The sequence below is a fragment of the Caballeronia sp. LZ024 genome (genome assembly GCF_031451455.1).
Classification (GTDB): domain Bacteria; phylum Pseudomonadota; class Gammaproteobacteria; order Burkholderiales; family Burkholderiaceae; genus Caballeronia; species Caballeronia telluris.
Map to the genome: position 1 here is coordinate 369,481 of NZ_JARUXL010000001.1, position 21,569 is coordinate 391,049.

Annotated in this window: 17 protein-coding genes; all 17 read left to right on the forward strand. The window is 63.5% G+C overall.

Translation table 11 applies throughout. The features are described from left to right. The first annotated feature begins 55 nt into the window (after positions 1-55). Positions 56-4,147 carry an FAD/FMN-binding oxidoreductase gene (locus tag QCE48_RS01770; protein ID WP_309786451.1) on the forward strand — a complete coding sequence of 1,364 codons (4,092 nt, stop codon included), beginning with the start codon at positions 56-58 and terminating at the stop codon, positions 4,145-4,147. Between the two features lie 36 nt (positions 4,148-4,183). Next, entirely contained in the window at positions 4,184-4,618 is a 435-nt protein-coding gene (locus QCE48_RS01775; RefSeq protein WP_309786450.1) for an HIT family protein, read from the forward strand. Positions 4,619-4,640: 22 nt separating this feature from the next. Continuing rightward, positions 4,641-5,054: a DUF971 domain-containing protein gene (locus QCE48_RS01780; RefSeq protein WP_309786449.1), complete on the forward strand. Its 414-nt coding sequence runs from the start codon at positions 4,641-4,643 to the stop codon at positions 5,052-5,054. A gap of 89 nt (positions 5,055-5,143) precedes the next feature. Beyond that, complete coding sequence (gene ubiE, locus QCE48_RS01785; RefSeq protein WP_309786448.1) at positions 5,144-5,875, forward strand: bifunctional demethylmenaquinone methyltransferase/2-methoxy-6-polyprenyl-1,4-benzoquinol methylase UbiE; 732 nt, start codon at positions 5,144-5,146, stop codon at positions 5,873-5,875. Between the two features lie 28 nt (positions 5,876-5,903). Beyond that, positions 5,904-6,902, forward strand: a complete 999-nt coding sequence (locus QCE48_RS01790) for a Tim44-like domain-containing protein (RefSeq protein WP_309786447.1) — start codon at positions 5,904-5,906, stop codon at positions 6,900-6,902. Positions 6,903-7,038: 136 nt separating this feature from the next. Further along, on the forward strand, positions 7,039-7,740 hold the full coding sequence (locus tag QCE48_RS01795) for an SCP2 sterol-binding domain-containing protein (RefSeq protein WP_309786446.1): 702 nt from the start codon (positions 7,039-7,041) through the stop codon (positions 7,738-7,740). A gap of 27 nt (positions 7,741-7,767) precedes the next feature. After that, positions 7,768-9,348 carry a ubiquinone biosynthesis regulatory protein kinase UbiB gene (gene ubiB, locus QCE48_RS01800; RefSeq protein ID WP_309786444.1) on the forward strand — a complete coding sequence of 527 codons (1,581 nt, stop codon included), beginning with the start codon at positions 7,768-7,770 and terminating at the stop codon, positions 9,346-9,348. A gap of 3 nt (positions 9,349-9,351) precedes the next feature. Beyond that, positions 9,352-9,963: a methyltransferase domain-containing protein gene (locus tag QCE48_RS01805; protein WP_309786442.1), complete on the forward strand. Its 612-nt coding sequence runs from the start codon at positions 9,352-9,354 to the stop codon at positions 9,961-9,963. Positions 9,964-10,148: 185 nt separating this feature from the next. After that, positions 10,149-10,511 carry an FmdB family zinc ribbon protein gene (locus QCE48_RS01810; protein ID WP_309786440.1) on the forward strand — a complete coding sequence of 121 codons (363 nt, stop codon included), beginning with the start codon at positions 10,149-10,151 and terminating at the stop codon, positions 10,509-10,511. A 127-nt stretch (positions 10,512-10,638) separates the two neighbouring features. Then, a complete protein-coding gene (locus QCE48_RS01815) occupies positions 10,639-11,298 on the forward strand; it encodes a DUF502 domain-containing protein (RefSeq protein ID WP_309786438.1) in 660 nt (219 codons plus the stop codon). A gap of 77 nt (positions 11,299-11,375) precedes the next feature. After that, positions 11,376-13,178 (forward strand): aspartate--tRNA ligase, encoded by a 1,803-nt coding sequence (gene aspS / locus QCE48_RS01820; RefSeq protein WP_309786436.1) that lies wholly within the window; start codon positions 11,376-11,378, stop codon positions 13,176-13,178. A gap of 101 nt (positions 13,179-13,279) precedes the next feature. Next, entirely contained in the window at positions 13,280-13,762 is a 483-nt protein-coding gene (gene nudB, locus QCE48_RS01825) for a dihydroneopterin triphosphate diphosphatase (RefSeq protein ID WP_309786434.1), read from the forward strand. Next, positions 13,762-15,054 (forward strand): phospholipase D-like domain-containing protein, encoded by a 1,293-nt coding sequence (locus tag QCE48_RS01830; protein WP_309788300.1) that lies wholly within the window; start codon positions 13,762-13,764, stop codon positions 15,052-15,054. The genes nudB and QCE48_RS01830 overlap by 1 nt, the downstream gene beginning before the upstream one ends. Positions 15,055-15,268: 214 nt before the next feature. After that, positions 15,269-15,904, forward strand: coding sequence for a TetR/AcrR family transcriptional regulator (locus tag QCE48_RS01835; protein WP_309786432.1), 636 nt, complete (start codon positions 15,269-15,271; stop codon positions 15,902-15,904). Positions 15,905-15,970: 66 nt separating this feature from the next. Beyond that, positions 15,971-17,758 carry an acyl-CoA dehydrogenase C-terminal domain-containing protein gene (locus QCE48_RS01840; RefSeq protein ID WP_309786431.1) on the forward strand — a complete coding sequence of 596 codons (1,788 nt, stop codon included), beginning with the start codon at positions 15,971-15,973 and terminating at the stop codon, positions 17,756-17,758. A 102-nt stretch (positions 17,759-17,860) separates the two neighbouring features. After that, entirely contained in the window at positions 17,861-20,296 is a 2,436-nt protein-coding gene (locus tag QCE48_RS01845; RefSeq protein WP_309786430.1) for a 3-hydroxyacyl-CoA dehydrogenase/enoyl-CoA hydratase family protein, read from the forward strand. Between the two features lie 25 nt (positions 20,297-20,321). Then, positions 20,322-21,521 carry an acetyl-CoA C-acyltransferase gene (locus QCE48_RS01850; protein ID WP_309786429.1) on the forward strand — a complete coding sequence of 400 codons (1,200 nt, stop codon included), beginning with the start codon at positions 20,322-20,324 and terminating at the stop codon, positions 21,519-21,521. The last annotated feature ends 48 nt before the right edge of the window (positions 21,522-21,569 follow it).

Sequence of the window (21,569 nt, forward strand, 5' to 3'; positions counted from 1 at the left end):
TCGTCGGGCATTGCGCTCCTCTTGGCGCATGCGCCGGCCTACCGAACCGCCGAATATGAACGCACCCCAAGCCTTCGACCCGAAGGGCGCCGCCGCCGCTGTCGCGCTGGACACCGAACCGCGCCTGCGCGAAATTCCCTATAACTACACGTCGTTCTCCGATCGCGAAATCGTCATGCGGCTCCTCGGCGACGAAGCCTGGGCCGCGCTCGACGTGTTGCGTCTCGAACGCCGCACCGGCCGCTCGGCGCGCATGCTGTACGAAGTGCTCGGCGACATCTGGGTCGTGCGCCGCAATCCGTATCTGCAGGACGACCTGCTCGACAATCCGAAGCGCCGCGCGCTGCTCGTCGAGGCGCTGAACCATCGGCTGCACGAAATCGAGAAGCGTCGCCGGGACGATCTCTCCGAACACGGCGACACCGCCGGCCACGACCGCGCCACGCGCGTCGAAATTCTCGTGTCGGCCGCGCGCCGCGCCGTCGACGAATTCGCCGACGAGTTCGGCCGCATGGCCGAGTTGCGCCGGAAAGCGTCGAAGGTGCTCGGCAAGTGCACGCAGAAGGACAACATCAAGTTCGACGGCCTCTCGCGCGTCTCGCACGTCACCGACGCAACCGACTGGCGCGTCGAATATCCGTTCGTCGTCTTGACGCCGGATACGGAAGAGGAAATCGCGGGGCTCATCAAGGCGTGCTTCGAACTCGGACTCACCGTGATTCCGCGCGGCGGCGGCACCGGGTACACCGGCGGCGCGATTCCGCTCACGCCGTTTTCGGCGGTCATCAACACGGAAAAGCTCGAACAGTTGGGCCCGGTCGAAATGACGGACTTGCCCGGCGTCGATCGCCGTGTCGCGACGATCTTTTCCGGCGCGGGCGTCGTCACGCGGCGCGTGACCGAAGCGGCGGAGCAGGCGGGTTTCGTGTTCGCCGTCGATCCGACTTCGCTCGATGCGTCCTGCGTCGGCGGCAATGTCGCGATGAACGCGGGCGGCAAGAAGGCCGTGCTGTGGGGCACGGCGCTCGACAACCTCGCCTGGTGGCGCATGGTCGATCCGGAAGGCAACTGGCTCGAAGTCACGCGGCTCGACCACAACCTCGGCAAGATTCACGACATCGAAGTGGCGCGCTTTAAGCTCGACTGGTTCGACGGCGCGCGCGCGCCGGGCGAAAAGCTGATCCGCACCGAAGCGCTCGACATCGCGGGACGCACCTTCCGCAAGGAAGGGCTCGGCAAGGATGTGACCGATAAATTCCTGTCCGGCCTGCCGGGCGTGCAGAAGGAAGGCTGCGACGGGCTTATTACGTCGGCGCGCTGGATTCTGCACAAGATGCCCGCGCACACGCGCACCGTCTGCCTCGAATTTTTCGGCCAGGCGCGCGACGCGATTCCGAGCATCGTCGAGATCAAGGACTATCTGTTCGAGACGTCGAAGCAGGGCGGCGCGATCCTCGCCGGTCTCGAACATCTCGACGAGCGCTATCTGCGCGCGGTCGGCTACGCGACCAAGAGCAAGCGCAATGCGTTTCCGAAGATGGTGCTGATCGGCGACATCGTCGGCGACGATGCCGATGCGGTCGCGAGCGCAACCTCCGAAGTCGTGCGCATGGCGAACGGCAAGAGCGGCGAAGGTTTCGTCGCGGTGAACGCCGAAGCGAGGAAGCGCTTCTGGCTCGACCGCTCGCGCACGGCGGCGATCGCCAAGCACACGAACGCGTTCAAGATCAACGAAGACGTCGTGATCCCGCTCAACCGCATGGGCGAATACACGGACGGCATCGAGCGCATCAATATCGAGTTGTCGATCAAGAACAAGCTGCAACTCGTCGACGCGCTCGACGCGTTTTTCCGCACCGGCAAGCTGCCGCTCGGCAAAAGCGACGACGCCAACGAAATCCCGAGCGCCGAACTGCTCGAAGACCGCGTGCAACAGGCGCTCGATTTGCTCAAGCGCGTGAAGGCGCGCTGGACGTTCGTCGGCGAGAAGCTCGATTTGCCGCTGCGCGAGGCGCAGCACTATATGGTCGGGCTCGGCTACGAGGGGCTCGCGGAGAAGCTCGCCGACCGCGTCGATGCGCAAGCCGGCGCGACCGTCTTCAACGTCGCGCAGGACCGCACGGTGCGCGTTTCGTGGAAGCAGGAAATCCGCGCCGAACTGCGGCAGATCTTCAACGGCGGCGAATTCAAGCCGATCCTCGACGAAGCGCAGAACATCCACAAGCAGGTGCTGCGCGGCCGCGTGTTCGTCGCGCTGCACATGCACGCGGGCGACGGCAACGTCCACACGAACATCCCGGTCAACTCCGACAACTACGAGATGCTGCAGGACGCGCATCACGCGGTCGCGCGCATCATGAAGCTCGCGCGCTCGCTCGACGGCGTGATTTCCGGCGAACACGGCATCGGCATCACGAAGCTGGAATTCCTGACGGAAGACGAAATCGGCGAATTCCGCGCGTACAAGCAGCGCGTCGATCCGAACGGACGCTTCAACGCGGGCAAGCTGCTCGCGGGCGCCGATCTGCGCAATGCGTACACGCCGAGCTTCGGGCTGATGGGCTACGAATCGCTCATCATGCAGCAGAGCGACATCGGCGCGATTTCGGATTCGATCAAGGATTGCCTGCGCTGCGGCAAGTGCAAGCCGGTCTGCGCGACGCATGTGCCGCGCGCGAACCTGCTCTACAGCCCGCGCAACAAGATTCTCGCCACGTCGCTCCTGGTCGAGGCGTTCCTGTACGAAGAGCAGACGCGCCGCGGCGTGTCGATCAAGCATTGGGACGAATTCAACGACGTCGCCGATCACTGCACCGTCTGTCACAAATGCGTGACGCCGTGCCCGGTGAAGATCGATTTCGGCGATGTCACGATGAACATGCGCAATCTTCTGCGCAAGATGGGCAAGAAGAAGTTCAATCCGGGCAACGCGGCCGGCATGTTCTTCCTGAACGCGACCAACCCGCAGACGATCAACCTCGCGCGCACGGCGATGATGGGCATCGGCTACAAGGCGCAGCGCCTCGGCAACGACGTGCTGAAGAAGTTCACGAAGAAGCAGACGGCGAAACCGCCCGCGACGGTCGGCAAACCGCCCGTGGTCACGCAGGTGATCCACTTCATGAACAAGAAGATGCCGGGCAATCTGCCGAAAAAGACGGCGCGCGCGCTGCTCGACATCGAAGACAACAAGATCGTGCCGATCATCCGCAATCCGAAGACGACCACCGTCGATACGGAAGCGGTGTTCTATTTCCCCGGCTGCGGCTCGGAGCGCCTCTTCTCGCAGGTCGGCCTCGCGACGCAGGCAATGCTCTGGGAAGCGGGCGTGCAGACCGTGCTGCCGCCGGGTTATCTGTGCTGCGGCTATCCGCAGCGCGGTTCGGGCCAGTACGACAAGGCCGAGAAGATCGTGACGGACAATCGCGTGCTGTTCCATCGCGTCGCGAATACGCTGAATTATCTCGACATCAAGACCGTGGTCGTATCGTGCGGCACCTGCTACGACCAGCTCGCGGGCTACGAATTCGAGAAGATCTTCCCGGGCTGCCGGATTATCGACATCCACGAATTCCTGCTCGAAAAGAACATTCGGCTGGAAGGCGTGAAGGGCACGCGCTACATGTATCACGACCCGTGCCACTCGCCGATCAAGACGATGGACCCGGTGAAGCTCGTGAACGAACTGATGGGCTCGAAGAACGACGGCTACAAGATCGAGAAGAACGATCGCTGCTGCGGCGAATCGGGCACGCTCGCGGTCACGCGTCCGGACATTTCGACACAGGTTCGTTTCCGCAAGGAAGAGGAGATCCGCAAGGGCGCGGCGAAGTTGCGCGATATTCCGCTCGTCGCCGAGGCGGGCGCGAACGCGATCAATCCAGCGAACGCGTCGGCCGGTTCGGCGGGTGCGGCGCCCGGTTCGGTGCTGAAGGCCGGCGACGGCCCGCAATCGAGCGGAACCGACGTCAAGATCCTGACGAGCTGCCCGTCCTGCCTGCAAGGCCTCTCGCGCTACAACGAGGACGCGGACATCGAAGCGGATTACATCGTCGTCGAAATCGCGCGCAAGGTGCTCGGCGAGAACTGGATGGCCGACTACGTCGAGCGCGCGAACGATGGCGGTATCGAGCGCGTGCTGGTGTAATAGCGAAATCGAGGATTGTTTCGCTAGAGGTTGACGATGGACTGTGTGTTTTGCCGTGAAGACGGCGGCGAGGTTTTATGGTCGGACGACACGCTGCGTGTCGTCCTCGCCGACGAGCCCGACTGGCCGGGACTTATCCGTGTGATCTGGAATTCGCACGTCGCCGAGATGTCCGATCTCTCCGATCAGGCGCGCCTGCGGGTCATGACGGCCGTGAACGGCGTCGAGCGCGCGATGCGGCGCGTTCTTTCGCCCGCGAAGGTGAATCTGGCGAGCCTCGGCAACCAGGTTCCGCACGTTCACTGGCACGTCATTCCGCGCCGCTCCAACGATTCACGTTTTCCTCTGCCGATTTGGGCACCGCGCCAGCGCTCGGTGCCCGAGGCGCGACTGTCGAAATGGCGCGCGCAGGCCACGCTCTTGCGCGAAGCCGTGCGCATCGAACTGGACCACGCGTTCGGCCAGAACTGAACCCCAACCATCAAGGCTCATCATGAGCGGACTTACCCGAGAGACGCCGATCCCGAGCGGCGTCGTCGTCCATTCGAAATCGCGCGCGCTCGAACTTCAGTACGCGAACGGCGAGAACTATCGCGTTCCGTTCGAGCTGCTGCGTGTGTATTCGCCTTCGGCGGAAGTGCAGGGACACGGCCCCGGCCAGGAAACGTTGCAGACCGGCAAGCGCGACGTCACGGTGATCGGCGTCGAGCCGGTCGGCCATTACGCGCTGCAACTGAGCTTTTCCGACGGTCATAACACCGGAATTTATTCCTGGGACATCCTGTACGACCTGGCCGCGCGCCAGGATGAACTCTGGCGCGAGTATTTCGCCAAACTGGAAGCGGCGGGCGTCGATCGCGATGCGCCGATGACGGCGGCGAAGGCGTCGGGCGGCCACTGTCACTGACACCGTCATCGGGATAGCGCGGCGTTTTGCCGCACCAGCCGGCGCTCCGGGCGCGGGCATACAACGAAAAACAGGCGAGGACGAGCGCGATGAGCAAGACCCACTTCGGTTTCGAAACGGTCGACGAACAGGAAAAAGCAAAAAAAGTGGCGGGCGTCTTTCACTCCGTCGCAAGCAACTACGACCTGATGAACGACCTGATGTCGGGCGGGCTGCATCGCGTGTGGAAGTTCTTCACGATCGGCCAGGCGAAAGTGCGTCCGGGCTACAAAGTGCTCGACATCGCAGGCGGCACGGGCGATCTGGCGATGGCGTTCGCCAAGCAGGCGGGGCCGTCGGGCGAGGTGTGGCATACCGACATCAACGAATCGATGCTGCGCGTCGGGCGTGACCGGCTGCTCAACAAGGGCGTGATCACTCCCGCGCTTCTTTGCGACGCTGAGAAAATTCCGTTCCCGAATAATTATTTCGATGTGGTTACGGTCGCGTTTGGGCTTCGTAATATGACGCACAAAGATGGTGCGTTGACGGAGATGCGACGGGTTTTGAAGCCCGGCGGGCGTTTGCTCGTATTAGAGTTTTCCAAGGTGTGGGACCCGCTGAAAAAAGCCTACGATGTCTATAGTTTCAAGGTTTTACCTTGGCTTGGCGATAAGTTCGCGAAAGATGCGGAGAGTTACCGCTATTTGGCGGAATCTATCCGCATGCATCCCGACCAGGAAACTTTGAAGACGATGATGGAACAAGCAGGCTTAGATCGAGTCGAATATTACAATTTGTCAGGTGGCGTGGTAGCGTTACACGTCGGGACCAAATTCTAGTGTTCCACTCTTTCTTAAAGGATTCGAAATGTCCGATTCGCGCTCACCCCAGTCTCGGGGTTTCCTGAAGACGCTTTTCAGGAAAGCCGGGCTTCTGGCGCTGGCTGGCGTAATCATGGCCGGCGCCATCATCACCGACGATGCGGAAGCCGCGCGCATGGGCGGCGGCCGCAGCATGGGCCGTCAGTCCGCCACCGCGACGCAGCAGCATCAGGCGACGCCGCCTTCCCAGTCGATGCAGCAAGGTCAGGCCGCACAGGCCCAGCGCGCGCCCGCAGCCGCGCCGGGCGCCGCTGCCGCGCAGCCGGCGCGCAACCGCTGGCTCGGTCCGATCGCCGGTCTGGCCGCGGGTCTCGGTATTGCCGCGTTGCTGTCGCACTTCGGGCTCGGCGAAGCGTTCGCCGGCGCGATGGCGAACATGATCATCATCGCGTTGATCGTGATGGCCGCCGTCATGCTGTTCCGCTTCATCATGCGAAAGCGCGCCGCGGGCAACACGCCGGCGTATGCCAATGCGGGCGCGGGTTCGTCGCCGTTCGGCGGTTCGGCGCGCACCGCGCTGAATCAGGAGCCGGGGTACACGGCACCGTCGTCGGGCGGCTATATCCCGCAAAGCGCGGCGAGCGCGATGGATGTCGCGCCGGCCGTCACCGTGCCGGCGGGTTTCGACACCGACGCCTTCATGCGCAACGCGAAGGTCTACTTCGTGCGCCTGCAGGACGCCTGGGATCGCGGCAACGTGAACGACATCCGCGAATTCACGACACCCGAGATGTTCGCCGAAGTGAAACTCGACATCGACGCGCGCAACGGCCAGCCGAATCGCACGGACGTCGTGCAGTTGAACGGCGATCTGCTCGGCGTCGAGGATCGCGGCTCGGAGTATCTGGCGAGCGTGCGTTTCCACGGGCTGATCCGCGAGTCGGAAGGTGCGTCGGCGGAACCGTTCGTCGAGATCTGGAACCTGTCGAAGCAGAAGGCGGGCAACGAAGGCTGGTTGCTGGCCGGCATCCAGCAAGTCAACTGACGGCGTTTGCGGCGCATCGGCCGAATGGCCGACGCGCGGAATGCGCCTCCGGCGGCCAGCCGGTTGCGAAGGTACGAAGGTAGAATAGGAACCCGCGCGAGCTACCGCTTGCGCGGGTTTTTTCATCTCATAGCCGATGACGAACGCAGACGAATCCGCCCGTTTTCCCGCAAGTCCCGCCGTCAAGACCGCATCGAAAGCGTTCGCGGCCGCTGTCAATCATCTGCTCGCCCGCGAGTCGTGGGCTCGCGAGCGCTTCAAGCCCTACGCCGGCAAGACCGCCCGGCTCGCCTCGCCGCCTTTCGCGCTGGCGCTCGTGGTGCAGCCGGACGGGTTGATCGCCGGTATCGACGAAACGCAGGCGCCGCTCTTCGACGTCACGATCTCGGTGCCGCCCGACGCGCTGCCGGCCTTCGTGCAGGGCGGTCAGGCGGCCGTGATGAAACACGTCAGGATCGAAGGCGATGCGGAATTCGCGACGACCATCGCGAAACTCGCCGAGCATTTGCGCTGGGAGCCGGAAGAGGATCTCGCGCGCGTGATCGGCGATGCGCCCGCGTACCGCATCGGCGCGGTCGTGCGCACGGTTCACGAGCAGGCGCTTCGGACCGGGCGCAACGTGCTGGATACGGTCGCCGAATACCTGCTCGATGAAAAGCCGCAACTCGTGCGCCGCAGCGCGCTCGACACGTTCAACGCCGACCTGTCGCGCGCCCGCGATGCGCTGGCGCGCGTCGAAAAGCGCATCGAGCGGCTCGAGCGCATGCAGCCGGCAGCCGAAGCCCGTGGCGCCTGTGCGCCCGGCGCCGCCGCACTCCCGCGCGGCACGCGCACTTAAAGGCAATAAAGGGCTAACGGGCTGACCATGCGTTTTCTGCGTTTCCTCAAGATTTTTTTCACGATTGTTCGCTTCGGGCTGGACGAACTAGTGATGAGCGGCATCGACGATCGCCGCGTGCGCTTTCTCATGCGCATCACCACGTTCGGACGCAAGTTCGACATTCAGCGCGGCATTCGTCTGCGGCTCGCGCTGGAAAGCCTCGGGCCGATTTTCGTGAAGTTCGGCCAGGTGCTCTCGACGCGCCGCGACCTGCTGCCGGTCGATATCGCCGATGAACTCGCGAAGCTTCAGGATCAGGTGCCGCCATTCGATTCGGACGTGGCGATCTCGATCATCGAGAAATCGCTCGGCAATCCGATCGACGTGCTCTTCGACGATTTCGAACGCGTGCCGATTGCGAGCGCATCGATTGCGCAGGTGCACTTCGCGAAGATCCGCACGGGCGTGCATGCCGGCAAGGATGTCGCGGTGAAGGTGCTGCGCCCGGGCATGCTCCCGGTGATCGATTCCGACCTCGCGCTCTTGCGCGACATCGCGATCTGGGCGGAGCGTCTCTGGGCCGACGGACGGCGCTTGAAGCCGCGCGAGGTGGTCGCGGAATTCGACAAATACCTGCACGACGAACTCGATTTGATGCGCGAGGCCGCGAACGGCAGCCAGTTGCGCCGCAATTTCGCGGGGCTCGATCTGCTGCTCGTGCCCGAGATGTACTGGGACTATTCCGCGCCCACCGTGCTCGTCATGGAGCGGATGATCGGCGTGCCGATCAGCCAGGTGCAGACGCTGCGCGCGGCGGGCGTCGACATTCCGAAGCTCGCGCGCGAAGGCGTCGAGATTTTCTTCACGCAAGTGTTCCGCGACGGCTTTTTCCACGCCGACATGCACCCCGGCAACATTCAGGTGAGCCTCGACCCGGTGCATTTCGGGCGTTATATCGCGCTCGATTTCGGGATCGTCGGCGCGCTGTCGGATTTCGATAAGAATTATCTGGCGCAGAATTTTCTCGCGTTCTTCAAGCGCGACTATCACCGGGTCGCGACGCTGCATCTGGAGTCGGGCTGGGTGCCGTCCAACACGCGCGTCGAGGAGCTGGAAAGCGCGATCCGCGCGGTCTGCGAACCGTATTTCGATCGCGCGCTGAAGGACATTTCGCTCGGCCAAGTGCTGTTGCGCCTTTTTTCGACGTCGCGGCGCTTCAACGTCGAAATCCAGCCGCAACTCGTGCTGCTGCAAAAGACGATGCTCAACGTGGAAGGGCTCGGCCGCTCGCTCGATCCCGAACTCGACCTGTGGAAGACCGCGAAGCCGTATCTCGAACGCTGGATGAACGAGCAGATCGGCTGGCGCGGCTGGTATGAGCGGCTGCAGATGGAAGCGCCGCAGTGGAGCAAGACGCTGCCGCAACTGCCACGGCTGATTCATCATCTGCTTGCGGAGCGCCACGAATTGCCGGGCGTCGCCGGCAACGACGAACTGGTGCGCACGATTCTCGTCGAGCAAAAGCGGACGAACCGGCTCCTGCAGGCGCTCTTGATCTTCGGGCTGGCGGTGGGAGCGGGCGCGGTCATCACACAGTTCTGGCTGAGCTACGCTTACGGAGGCTGACCCATGAGCGATCCTGCCGCACCTTCGTTCGAGTCGCGCGATCCCAATTCGCCTGAATTCTGGGACGAACGCTTCGACCAGCACTACACGCCGTGGGATCAGGCGGGCGTGCCTCACGCGTTCCGGACGTTCGTCAGCGGGCGCGCGCGCTGCAACGTTCTGATTCCGGGGTGCGGCAGTGCATACGAGGCGTCGCTGCTCGCGGAGGCGGGGTGGCCCGTCCGCGCGATCGATTTCTCCCCGAGTGCGGTCGCGGCGGCGCGAGTCCAGCTCAAGAACCACGCGGAGGTCGTCGAACAGGCGGATTTCTTTGCTTATGAGCCACCGTTTGCCGTCGACTGGGTCTACGAGCGCGCGTTTTTTTGCGCGCTGCCGCCTGAGCGCTGGCCCGACTACGCCGCGCGCATGGCCGCGCTGCTGCGGCCGGGGGCGCTGCTCGCCGGCTTTTTCTTTCTCGGCACGACGCCGAAAGGGCCGCCGTTCGGCATCGAACGCGACGCGCTCGACGCTTGGCTCACCCCGCGCTTCGAACTCGTCGAGGACCACGAGGTGACGGACTCGATCGCCGTGTTCGCCGGGCGCGAGCGCTGGCTGACGTGGCGTCGGCGCGCCTGACTTCGACAGTTCGGTGGGGTTGTCGGCGCTTTTCGCTCCGCTTCGAGCTTGAATTACGGTCGACTGGACCGCATTTGAGAGTCCGCCCGCACGCCCCGGCGCCCTGAAAATCGCGGGTCGAAAATGGTTTGCGGCTATAATTCAAGGCTTTGCAAGCGCCGACAGATTAATGTAGGAACAGTGCCATGCCGATCTACGCGTACCGCTGCGAGTCCTGCGGCTTCGGAAAAGACATCCTCCGCAAGCTGAGCGACGCGCCGCTCACCCAGTGTCCCGAGTGCGGGAAACACACTTTTGCCAAGCAGGTGACTGCTGCCGGCTTTCAGCTGAAGGGCTCCGGCTGGTATGTCACGGATTTCCGCGGCGGCAACAACGGCGGCAAATCCGCCCCGGCGGCGACGGAAAGTACCGGCGCCGAGGCCGCGAAGTCCGAAAGCGCCACCGCCGACTCCGGCTCGAAACCGGCCGCCGCGAGCGCTCCGACGGAGTCGTCGTCGGGCGCCGCTGCCGCTTCGACGGGCACGTCCGCATCGTCCGGCGCCGCGTAAGACGCAGCGCCGTCGCCGATCTGTCCACACTCACGCAAGAAGACGACCGCCCACCGCTTTTGAATGCACCGGGGCGGCAAACCTGCCAAACCGTGCCTCATCGCGGGGCGGCCTTCCGGCTGTGTCAATGACGACCAAAAAGACTACGTTGAAATCCGTGTTCCTCACCGGCCTGCTCGTGCTGGTGCCGCTCGCCATCACCCTGTGGGTGCTGGGGCTCGTGATCGGGACCATGGACCAGACGCTTCTGCTTCTGCCGCTCGCATGGCAGCCGGAGCGGCTCTTCGGCTTCCATTTGCCGGGTCTCGGCGCCGTGCTGACGCTTGCGTTCATTTTCATCGTCGGTCTGCTGACGCAGAATTTCATCGGGCAAAAGCTCGTTGGATGGTGGGACGTGGTCGTGCGCCATATTCCCGTGGTCGGCCCGCTCTATACCAGCGTCAAGCAGGTGTCGGACACGCTTCTCTCCAGCAGCGGCAACGCGTTCCGCAAGGCGCTGCTGATCGAGTATCCGCGCAAGGGTTCCTACACCATTGGCTTCCTGACGGGCATTCCCGGCGGTGACGTCGTGAACCATCTGAAGGAAGATCACGTGAGCGTCTACGTGCCGACGACGCCGAATCCCACTTCCGGCTTTTTCCTGATGGTGCCGAAAAGCGAAGTGATCGAGCTCGACATGACCGTCGATGCCGCTCTGAAGTACATCGTCTCGATGGGTGTGGTGGCGCCGAACGCGCCGCCCGCGCCGGTGGCCCCCGCGCGCCGCCCCACCGAGCCGCCGCTGTAATGCCGGCACGCGCTGCGAAACGCCATCTTTTTCGCACGCGCGCCGTTGATTAATGAAACAACGAAAGACACAACATCATGTCGATGCGATCTGAATACTGCGGTCTGGTGACCGAAGCCCGTCTGGGCCAAACCGTCTCGCTGTGCGGCTGGGTACATCGCCGCCGCGATCACGGCGGCGTTATCTTCATCGACCTGCGCGATCGCGAAGGCCTCGTCCAGGTCGTTTGCGATCCGGATCGCGCCGACATGTTCAAGGTCGCCGAGGGCGTGCGCAACGAATTCTGCGTGCAGGTGAAGGGCGTTGTGCGCAGCCGTCCGGAAGGCACGGCGAACGCCGGTCTCACGAGCGGCAAGATCGAAGTGCTGTGCCACGAACTGACCGTGCTGAACGCATCGGTCACGCCGCCGTTCCAGCTCGACGACGACAACCTCTCGGAAACCACGCGCCTCACGCATCGCGTGCTCGACCTGCGCCGCCCGCAGATGCAGCAGAACCTGCGTCTGCGCTATCGCGTCGCGATGGAAGTGCGCAAGTATCTCGACGCGCAAGGCTTCATCGACATCGAAACGCCGATGCTCACGAAGAGCACGCCGGAAGGCGCGCGCGACTATCTGGTGCCCTCGCGTGTGAACGCCGGCCAGTTCTTTGCGCTGCCGCAGTCGCCGCAGCTGTTCAAGCAGTTGCTGATGGTCGCGAACTTCGACCGCTATTACCAGATCGTCAAGTGCTTCCGCGACGAAGACCTGCGCGCCGACCGTCAGCCGGAATTCACGCAGATCGACTGCGAAACGTCGTTCCTGAACGAGCAGGAAATCCGCGATCTCTTCGAAGCGATGATCCGTCACGTGTTCAAGGAAACGATGAACGTGTCGCTCGCCGAGAAATTCCCGGTGATGCTCTATTCGGAAGCGATGCGCCGCTTCGGTTCGGACAAGCCCGACCTGCGCGTGAAGCTCGAATTCGCCGATCTGACCGACGCCGTGCGCGATGTCGACTTCAAGGTGTTCAGCACGCCGGCGAACTCCAAGGACGGCCGCGTCGCCGCGCTGCGCGTGCCGAAGGGCGGCGAACTCTCGCGCGGCGACATCGACGGCTACACGGAATTCGTGCGCATCTACGGCGCGAAGGGCCTCGCGTGGATCAAGGTCAACGACGTGACGAAGGGCCGTGACGGCCTGCAAAGCCCGATCGTGAAAAACCTGCACGACGCCGCGATTGCCGCGATCATGGAGCGCACCGGCGCGCAGAACGGCGACATCGTGTTCTTCGCCGCCGACCGCGCGAAGGTCGTGAACGACAGCCTGGGCGCGCTGCGTCTGAAGATCGGTCATTCGGAATTCGGCAAGGCGAACGGCCTGCTGGAAACCGGCTGGAAGCCGCTGTGGGTGATCGACTTCCCGATGTTCGAGTACGACGAGGAAGAGAACCGCTACGTGGCCGCGCACCATCCGTTCACGAGCCCGAAGGACGAACATCTCGAATATCTCGAAACCGATCCGGGCCGCTGTCTCGCGAAGGCGTACGACATGGTGCTGAACGGCTGGGAAATCGGCGGCGGTTCGGTGCGCATCTATCAGGAAGAGGTGCAGAGCAAGGTGTTCCGCGCGCTGAAGATCAACGCCGAGGAAGCGCGCCTGAAGTTCGGCTTCCTGCTCGACGCCCTGCAGTACGGCGCGCCGCCGCACGGCGGGATCGCGTTCGGTCTGGACCGCATCGTCACGATGATGGCGGGCGCCGATTCGATCCGCGACGTGATCGCGTTCCCGAAGACGCAACGCGCGCAGTGTCTGCTCACGCAGGCGCCGAGCGAAGTCGACGAGCGTCAGTTGCGCGAGCTGCATATCCGCTTGCGTCAGCCGGAGCCGAAGGTTCAGTAAGGTCTCGTGTCGCACCCATGAAAAAGGCGCCGATGGCGCCTTTTTCATTTTTTGAGTTACAGTCGTTGGCCGTATCGCAAAAATGTGCGCGCGCCGTCAACATGCTCAACAACAAGCCGCCGAAAATCCCCGAATCCGTTCTCGTCGTGATCCATACGCCGGAACTCGACGTCCTCATCATCGAACGCGCCGATCACAAGGGCTTCTGGCAATCGGTGACGGGCTCGAAGGACCGCATCGACGAGCCGGTCGCCGAAACGGCCGCGCGCGAAGTGGCCGAAGAAACCGGCATCGTGATCGGCAGCGAACTCGTGCCCGAGCGGTGCCTCGTCGACTGGCATCACGAAATTCAGTACGACATCTATCCGCAATGGCGGCATCGCTACGCCGAGGGCGTGACGCGCAACACCGAGCATCAGTTCAGCCTGCTCGTGCCGCACTGTCTCGAAATCACGCTCGCGCCGCGCGAGCACACGTCGCACCTCTGGCTGCCGTTTCGCGAAGCGGCCGATCGTTGCTTCTCGTGGTCGAATCGCGAGGCGATCCTGCAGTTGCCCGAGCGCCTCGCGGCGCACAACCGATGATGGGATTCGGCCCGCGGCGCCGGTTCACGCGCCTGCGGGCGGCGCTCTTCTCCGGCCGCCGGCCGCCGCGGCTCTGCTTCACGGTCGGCAACGAGGTGCGGCTCTTCAAAAGCGGCGTCGAATTTTTTCCGGCGCTGCTCGAACGTATCGACAGCGCTCAACGCGACGTCGCGCTCGAAACCTACATCTTCGCCAACGACGACACCGGCCGCGCCGTCTCCGAAGCGCTCGTCCGCGCGGCCACGCGCGGTGTGCGCGTGCGTGTGATCACGGATGGCATCGGCACCGCGAAGAACCTGCCGATGTTCACGGCGTGGGAGGAGGCGAACGTCGAGCATCGCATTTACAACCCGCATCTGTTCGGACCGCTCGGTTTTTCGCGCACGCATCGAAAGCTCGCCGTCATCGACGAGACGCATGCGTTTTGCGGCGGCATCAATATCGTCGACGATTTCGACCAGGACGGCGTGCGCCTCGAATCGCCGCGCTGGGATTTCGCGCTGGAAACCAAGGGCCCGGTCGTCGCCGACGTGCGCGAAGCCTTCGACCTGCAATGGCAGCGTATCCGGCTCGGCGTCAAGCCGAGCCAGCCGCGTCAGCCGGGCTGCGATCCGCAATCCGGCAAAAATGGCGCGCCGACCGTCGCGCGCGGCGCGGCGCGGCGGGCCGCGCGCGCGAAGCGTCGTGCGCGGCTCGGCGAGATTCACGCGGTCGACCAGCCGTGTGTCGCCTTCGTCGCGCGCGACAACCTGCTGAACCGGCGCGCGATCGAAAAGGCCTACCTGCGCGCGATCGCGCGTGCCGAGCGCGAAGTGCTGCTCGCCAATCCCTACTTCATGCCGGGACGAAAACTGCGTCGCGCGCTCGTGCACGCGTCCCGGCGTGGCGTGCGCGTGAATCTGGTGATCGGCCGAAAGGAATTCGTCGCGCTCGATTACGCCACCCCCTTCCTCTACGACAACCTCCTCAAGCACGGCGTGCGGATTGCTGAATACGAGAAAACGATGCTGCACGGCAAGGTCGCGGTCGTCGATTCCGCCTGGGGCACCGTCGGCTCGTCGAACCTCGATGCGCTCAGTCTCGTGCTGAACAACGAGGCGAACATGGTGCTCGTCCATCACGAGGAGATCGCCGCGCTGCGCGACAAGATCCTGACGGCCTTCGACGAAGGCCGCTGCATCGACGAAAAACACTATGCCGCGCGGCCGATCGGCGAACGCATGTTGAGCTGGCTCGCCTATAACACCTATCGAACGATGATGAAGCTGCTCACGATCGGCCAATACGACTGATTCCCAAGAATTGGGAACTCGGGCAGGCACTAACTGGCAGGCGGTGATTTAAAAGGGACAATGAGCGCGCACAAGATTTACGCTGATTCCTATTGACCATCACTGGCGGTTAGACATGGGTTTCTAATAAATAGCTTGTTTCACGAACGGCCGACTACAATAATAGTACGGCCGTTCGATTTTTAATCGGTCACATAAGAACGGTAGAGACATCATGCGAAAAGGCGAACAGACACGAGTCGCGATTCTCGATGCAGCACTGGACCTCGCGAGCCGCGACGGGCTCGAAGGGCTGACCATCGGTCTACTCGCCGAGCGAATGCAGATGAGCAAGAGCGGAGTGTTCGCGCATTTCGGCTCGCGCGAGGATCTGCAGGTGGAAGTGGTGCGCGAATACCACCGCCGTTTCGAGGACGAAGTGTTTTTCCCGAGTCTGCGCGAAGGGCGTGGGTTGCCGCGTCTCAGATCGATGATGAATCGCTGGATGGAGCGCCGTATCCAGGAAGTGACCACGGGCTGCATTTACATCAGCGGCGCGGTCGAGTACGACGACCGCGCGGCGAGCGCAGTACGCGAGCAACTCGTCCATAGCGTGACGATGTGGCGCGAGGCGCTCCTGCGTGCAATTCAGCAGGCGAAAGACGAAGGGCACCTGAAGCCGGAGACCGATCCGGCGCTGATGCTCTTCGAACTGTACAGCTTCACGCTCGGACTGCATCACGACGCGCGCTTCCTGCACTTGCCGGACGCCGTGCAACTGACGCGGGACGCGCTGGAAAAAACGATCGTTTCGTATCAGAGCAAGAGCGAACACAAAACCGAAAGCAACAGCGAAAGCAACAGCCGTTAGCGAAGTCGATCGAGGCGGAATTCGGCGGCGGCGCGCGGCACCAAGATTGAACATCTGGAGAAACTCATGGGACAGTACGCCGCACCGCTGCGCGATATGCAATTCGTATTGCACGAAGTGCTTAATGTCGAAGCCGAATTGAAGAACATGCCGAAGCATGCCGACCTCGACGCCGACACCATCAATCAGGTGCTCGAAGAAGCCGGCAAGTTCTGCTCCGAAGTCATTTTCCCGCTCAACCAGAGCGGCGACCGCGAAGGCTGCACCTACGAAGGCGATGGCGTCGTGCGCACACCGGCGGGCTTCAAGGAGGCGTATCGCCAGTACGTCGAGGCGGGCTGGCCCGCGCTCGGTTGCGATCCCGAATTCGGCGGCCAGGGCCTGCCCGCGTTCGTGAACAACGCGATGTACGAGATGCTGAACTCCGCGAACCAGGCGTGGACGATGTATCCCGGCCTTTCGCATGGCGCCTACGAATGCCTGCACGCGCACGGCACACCCGAGCAGAAGACGGTCTATTTGCCGAAACTCGTCTCCGGCGTCTGGACCGGCACGATGTGCCTGACCGAACCGCATTGCGGAACCGACCTCGGCATGCTGCGCACGAAAGCCGAGCCGAATAGCGACGGCTCCTACTCGATCAGCGGCACGAAGATTTTCATCTCCAGCGGCGAACACGATCTCGCCGAGAACATCGTTCACCTCGTGCTCGCGCGCCTGCCGGGCGCGCCTGCGGGCACCAAGGGCATCTCGCTTTTCATCGTGCCGAAGTTCGTCCCGAGCGATGCGGGCGAGCCCGGTGAGCGCAATGGCGTGAAGTGCGGCTCGATCGAGCACAAGATGGGAATCCACGGCAATTCGACCTGCGTCATCAATCTCGACAACGCGAAGGGCTGGCTCGTCGGCGAGGCGAACAAGGGACTCAACGCCATGTTCGTGATGATGAACGCGGCGCGTCTGGGCGTTGGGATGCAGGGGCTCGGGCTTACCGAAATCGCGTATCAGAACTCGCTCGTCTACGCGAAGGAGCGTCTGCAAATGCGCTCGCTGACCGGCCCGAAGGCGCCGGAGAAAGCCGCCGATCCGATCATCGTGCATCCCGACGTGCGGCGCATGCTGCTCACGCAAAAGGCGTATGCCGAAGCCGGCCGCGCGTTCACGTACTGGGCGGCGCTCAACATCGACCGCGAGTTGTCGCACGCGGACGAATCCGTGCGCCGCGATTCCGCCGATTTCGTCGCGCTGCTGACGCCCGTCATCAAGGCCTTCCTGACCGACAACGCGTTCGAAGGCACGAACATGGGCATGCAGATCTACGGCGGCCACGGCTTCATCAGCGAGTGGGGCATGGAGCAGTACGTGCGCGACGCGCGCATCAACATGATCTACGAAGGCACGAATTCGATTCAGGCGCTCGATCTGCTCGGCCGCAAGATTCTCGGCGACATGGGCGCGAAGCTGAAGAAGTTCGGCAAGCTCGTGACGGACTTCGTCGAAGAGGAAGGCGTGAAGCCGGAGATGCAGGAGTTCATCAATCCGCTCGCGGATATCGGCGACAAGGTGCAGAAGCTGACGATGGAAATCGGCATGAAGGCGATGCAGAACCCCGACGAAGTCGGCGCTGCTGCCGTGCCGTATCTGCGCACGGTCGGGCATCTGGTCTTCTCGTACTTCTGGGCGCGCATGGCACGCGTCGCGCTCGACAGGCAAGCTGAAGGCGACCCGTTCTACAAGGCCAAGCTCGCGACCGCGCGCTTCTACTTCGCGAAGCTTTTGCCCGAAACGGCATCGACGATCCGCGCGGCGCGCGCCGGATCGAAGACGCTGATGGACTACGACGAGGCGTTGTTCTAAACGCCTTTCGCGAGCGCGCCGCGGCTTTGAGCGTTGCGGCGCGCCGGTCTCTCAAGCCGCTTCTGACGAAGCGCATCGAATGAATACTCCCGGAGATAAAACGTGAGCAACCTGAATATCGCCAAGGTGGCCGTGCTTGGCGCCGGCGTGATGGGCGCGCAGATCGCCGCGCACCTCGTCAACGCGCGGGTGCCGGTCCTGCTGTTCGACTTGCCCGCGAAGGAAGGCCCGAAAAGCGGCATCGCGATGAAGGCAATCGAGAACCTGAAGAAGCTGTCGCCCGCGCCGTTCGGCGTGAAGGAAGACGCGCAGTACATCGAACCCGCGAACTACGACGACGACATCGAGAAGCTGAAGGAATGCGATCTCGTGATCGAGGCGATCGCCGAGCGCATGGACTGGAAGCACGATCTGTACAAGAAGGTGTCGCCGTATATCGGCGAGCGCGCGATCTTCGCGACCAACACGTCGGGGCTGTCGATCAACGAACTGTCGAACGGTTTTTCGGATGAACTGAAGGCGCGCTTTTGCGGCGTGCACTTCTTCAATCCGCCGCGCTACATGCATCTGGTCGAACTGATTCCGACCGCATCGACGCGTCCCGAGATTCTCGATCAACTGGAAACGTTCCTGACGAGCGTCGTCGGCAAGGGCGTCGTGCGCGCGAAGGACACACCGAATTTCATCGCGAACCGCGTCGGCATCTTCTCGATTCTCGCGGTGATCGCGGAAGCGCAGAAGTTCGGCCTGCGTTTCGACGAAGTCGACGATCTCACGGGCGCGCGCCTCGGTCGCGCGAAGTCGGCGACGTTCCGCACGGCGGACGTGGTCGGCCTCGACACGATGGCGCACGTCATCAAGACGATGCAGGACAACCTCGCGGGCGATCCGTTTTTCCCGGTCTACGAAACGCCCGCCGTGCTCGCGGAACTGGTGAAGCAGGGCGCGCTCGGACAAAAGACCGGCGCGGGCTTCTACAAGAAGGAAGGTAAAGCGATCAAGGTGCTCGATCCGAAGTCGGGCGGCTACGTCGATGGCGGCGCGAAAGCCGACGAACTCATCGGCCGCATCCTGAAGCGTCCGCCCGCCGAGCGCCTCAAGCTCTTGCGCGAATCCGAGCATCCGCAGGCGCAGTTCCTCTGGGCGATCTTCCGCGACGTGTTCCACTACATCGGCGTGCATCTGGAATCGATCGCCGATAACGCGCGTGACGTCGATCTCGCGATCCGCTGGGGTTTCGGCTGGAACGAAGGTCCGTTCGAAGGCTGGCAGTCGGCGGGCTGGCAGCAGATCGCGAAGTGGGTGCAGGAAGACATCGACGCGGGCAAGGCGTTGTCGAACGCGCCGCTGCCGTCGTGGGTATTCGACGGTCCGGTCGCGGAGAAGGGCGGCGTGCATACGGCGGAAGGCTCGTGGTCGCCCGAAGCACGCAAGTTCGTGCCGCGCTCGAATCTGCCGGTCTACGGCAAGCAGGTGTTCCGCGCGCCGCTCGCGGGCGAAACGGGCGCCGATCCGAAAACCTGCGGCAAGACGCTCTTCGAAACCGAAGCCGTGCGCGCGTGGGTCGATGACCGCGCGGGCGAGGACGACGTCGTGATCGTCTCGTTCAAGAGCAAGATGAACACGATCGGACCGTCGGTGATCGACGGCATTACGCAGGCGATCGAACTCGCCGAAAAGGACTACAAGGGCGTCGTGATCTGGCAGACGAGCGCGCTCAAGCTCGGCAATCCGGGCGGCGCGTTCTCGGCGGGCGCGAATCTCGAAGAAGCGATGCCCGCGTTCATGATGGGCGGCGCGAAGGGGATCGAACCGTTCGTCAAGAAGTTCCAGCAGGGCATGCTGCGCGTGAAGTACGCGAGCGTGCCGGTCGTCGCGGCGGTATCGGGCATCGCGCTCGGCGGCGGCTGCGAACTCGTGCTGCATTCGGCCAAACGCGTCGCGCACATCGAAAGCTATATCGGGCTCGTGGAAGTGGGCGTCGGTCTCGTGCCGGCGGGCGGCGGGCTGAAGGAAGCCGCGTTGCGCGCGGCGGAAGCGGCCAGCGCCGTCAATGCGACCAGCGATCTTTTGAAATTCCTCCAGAAGCCGTTCGAGAACGCCGCGATGGCGAAGGTGTCGACTTCCGCGCTCGATGCCCGCGCGATGGGCTATCTGAAGCCGTCGGACACGATCGTCTTCAACGTGCACGAACTGCTCGACATCGCGAAGAAGGAAGCACGCGCGCTGAGCGCATCGGGTTATCGTCCGCCGCTGCGCGCGAAGCAGATTCCGGTCGCGGGCCGCTCGGCCATCTCGACGATCAAGGCGTCGCTCGTCAACATGCGCGACGGGCACTTTATCAGCGAGCACGATTTCATGATCGCGAGCCGTATCGCAGAAGCCGTGTGCGGCGGCGATGTCGAAGCGGGCAGTCTCGTCGACGAAGAGTGGCTCCTGAAGCTCGAACGTCAGGCGTTCGTCGACTTGCTCGGCACGCCAAAGACGCAGGAACGGATCATGGGCATGTTGCAGACCGGCAAGCCGGTTCGCAACTGAGCGCGCGCAAACACTGGAGTCGGACATGACTAAACAACTGCAAGACGCATACATCGTCGCTGCGAGCCGCACGCCGATCGGCCGTGCGCCGCGCGGCGTCTTCAAGAACACGCGCCCGGACGAACTGCTCGTTCACGCGATCCGCTCGGCCGTGGCGCAGGTGCCGGGGCTCGATACGTCGCTGATCGAAGACGCGATCATCGGCTGCGCGATTCCCGAGGCGGAGCAGGGCCTGAACGTGGCGCGCATGGGCGCGCTGCTCGCCGGCCTGCCGAATACGGTCGGCGGCGTGACGGTGAACCGCTTCTGCGCATCGGGCGTGACCGCGCTCGCGATGGCGGCGGACCGCATTCGCGTCGGCGAATCGGACGTGATGATCGCGGGCGGCTGCGAATCGATGAGCATGGTGCCGATGATGGGCAACAAGCCGTCGCTGTCGCCGCATATCTTCGATCGCGACGAGAACGTCGGCATCGCCTACGGCATGGGCCTCACCGCGGAGAAGGTGGCCGAGCGCTGGAAGATCAGCCGCGAGGCCCAGGACGCGTTCGCGGTCGAGTCGCATCGCAAGGCGCTTGCCGCGCAACAGTCGGGCGAATTCGACGATGAGATCGCCGCGTTCATGCTGAACGAACGCTTCCCCGATCTCGCGACCGGCGAGGTCCGCGTGAATGCGCGCGAGATCCGGCTCGACGAAGGCCCGCGCGCCGACACGTCGATGGAAGGTCTCGCGAAACTGCGCACGGTGTTCGCGAACAAAGGCTCGGTGACGGCGGGCAACAGCTCGCAGACGTCCGACGGCGCGGGCGCGCTGATCGTCGTGTCGGAGAAGATCCTGAAAGCATTCAACCTGACGCCGCTCGCGCGCTTCGTGAGCTTCGCCGTGCGTGGCGTGCCGCCGGAGATCATGGGCATCGGTCCGAAGGAAGCGATTCCGGCCGCGCTGAAGGCCGCCGGTCTCAAGCAGGACGACATCGACTGGATCGAACTCAACGAAGCGTTCGCGGCCCAGGCGCTCGCTGTCACGCAAGACCTCGGGCTCGATCCGTCGAAGATCAATCCGATGGGCGGCGCGATTGCGCTCGGCCATCCGCTCGGCGCGACGGGCGCGATCCGCGCGGCAACGGTCGTGCACGGCCTGCGCCGGCGCAATCTGAAGTACGGCATGGTGACGATGTGCGTCGGCACCGGCATGGGCGCGGCGGGCATCATCGAGCGTCTGTGATCTTGCTGTCGATATGACATGGCGGTTCGCGGGCAGGCGCTCGCGAAC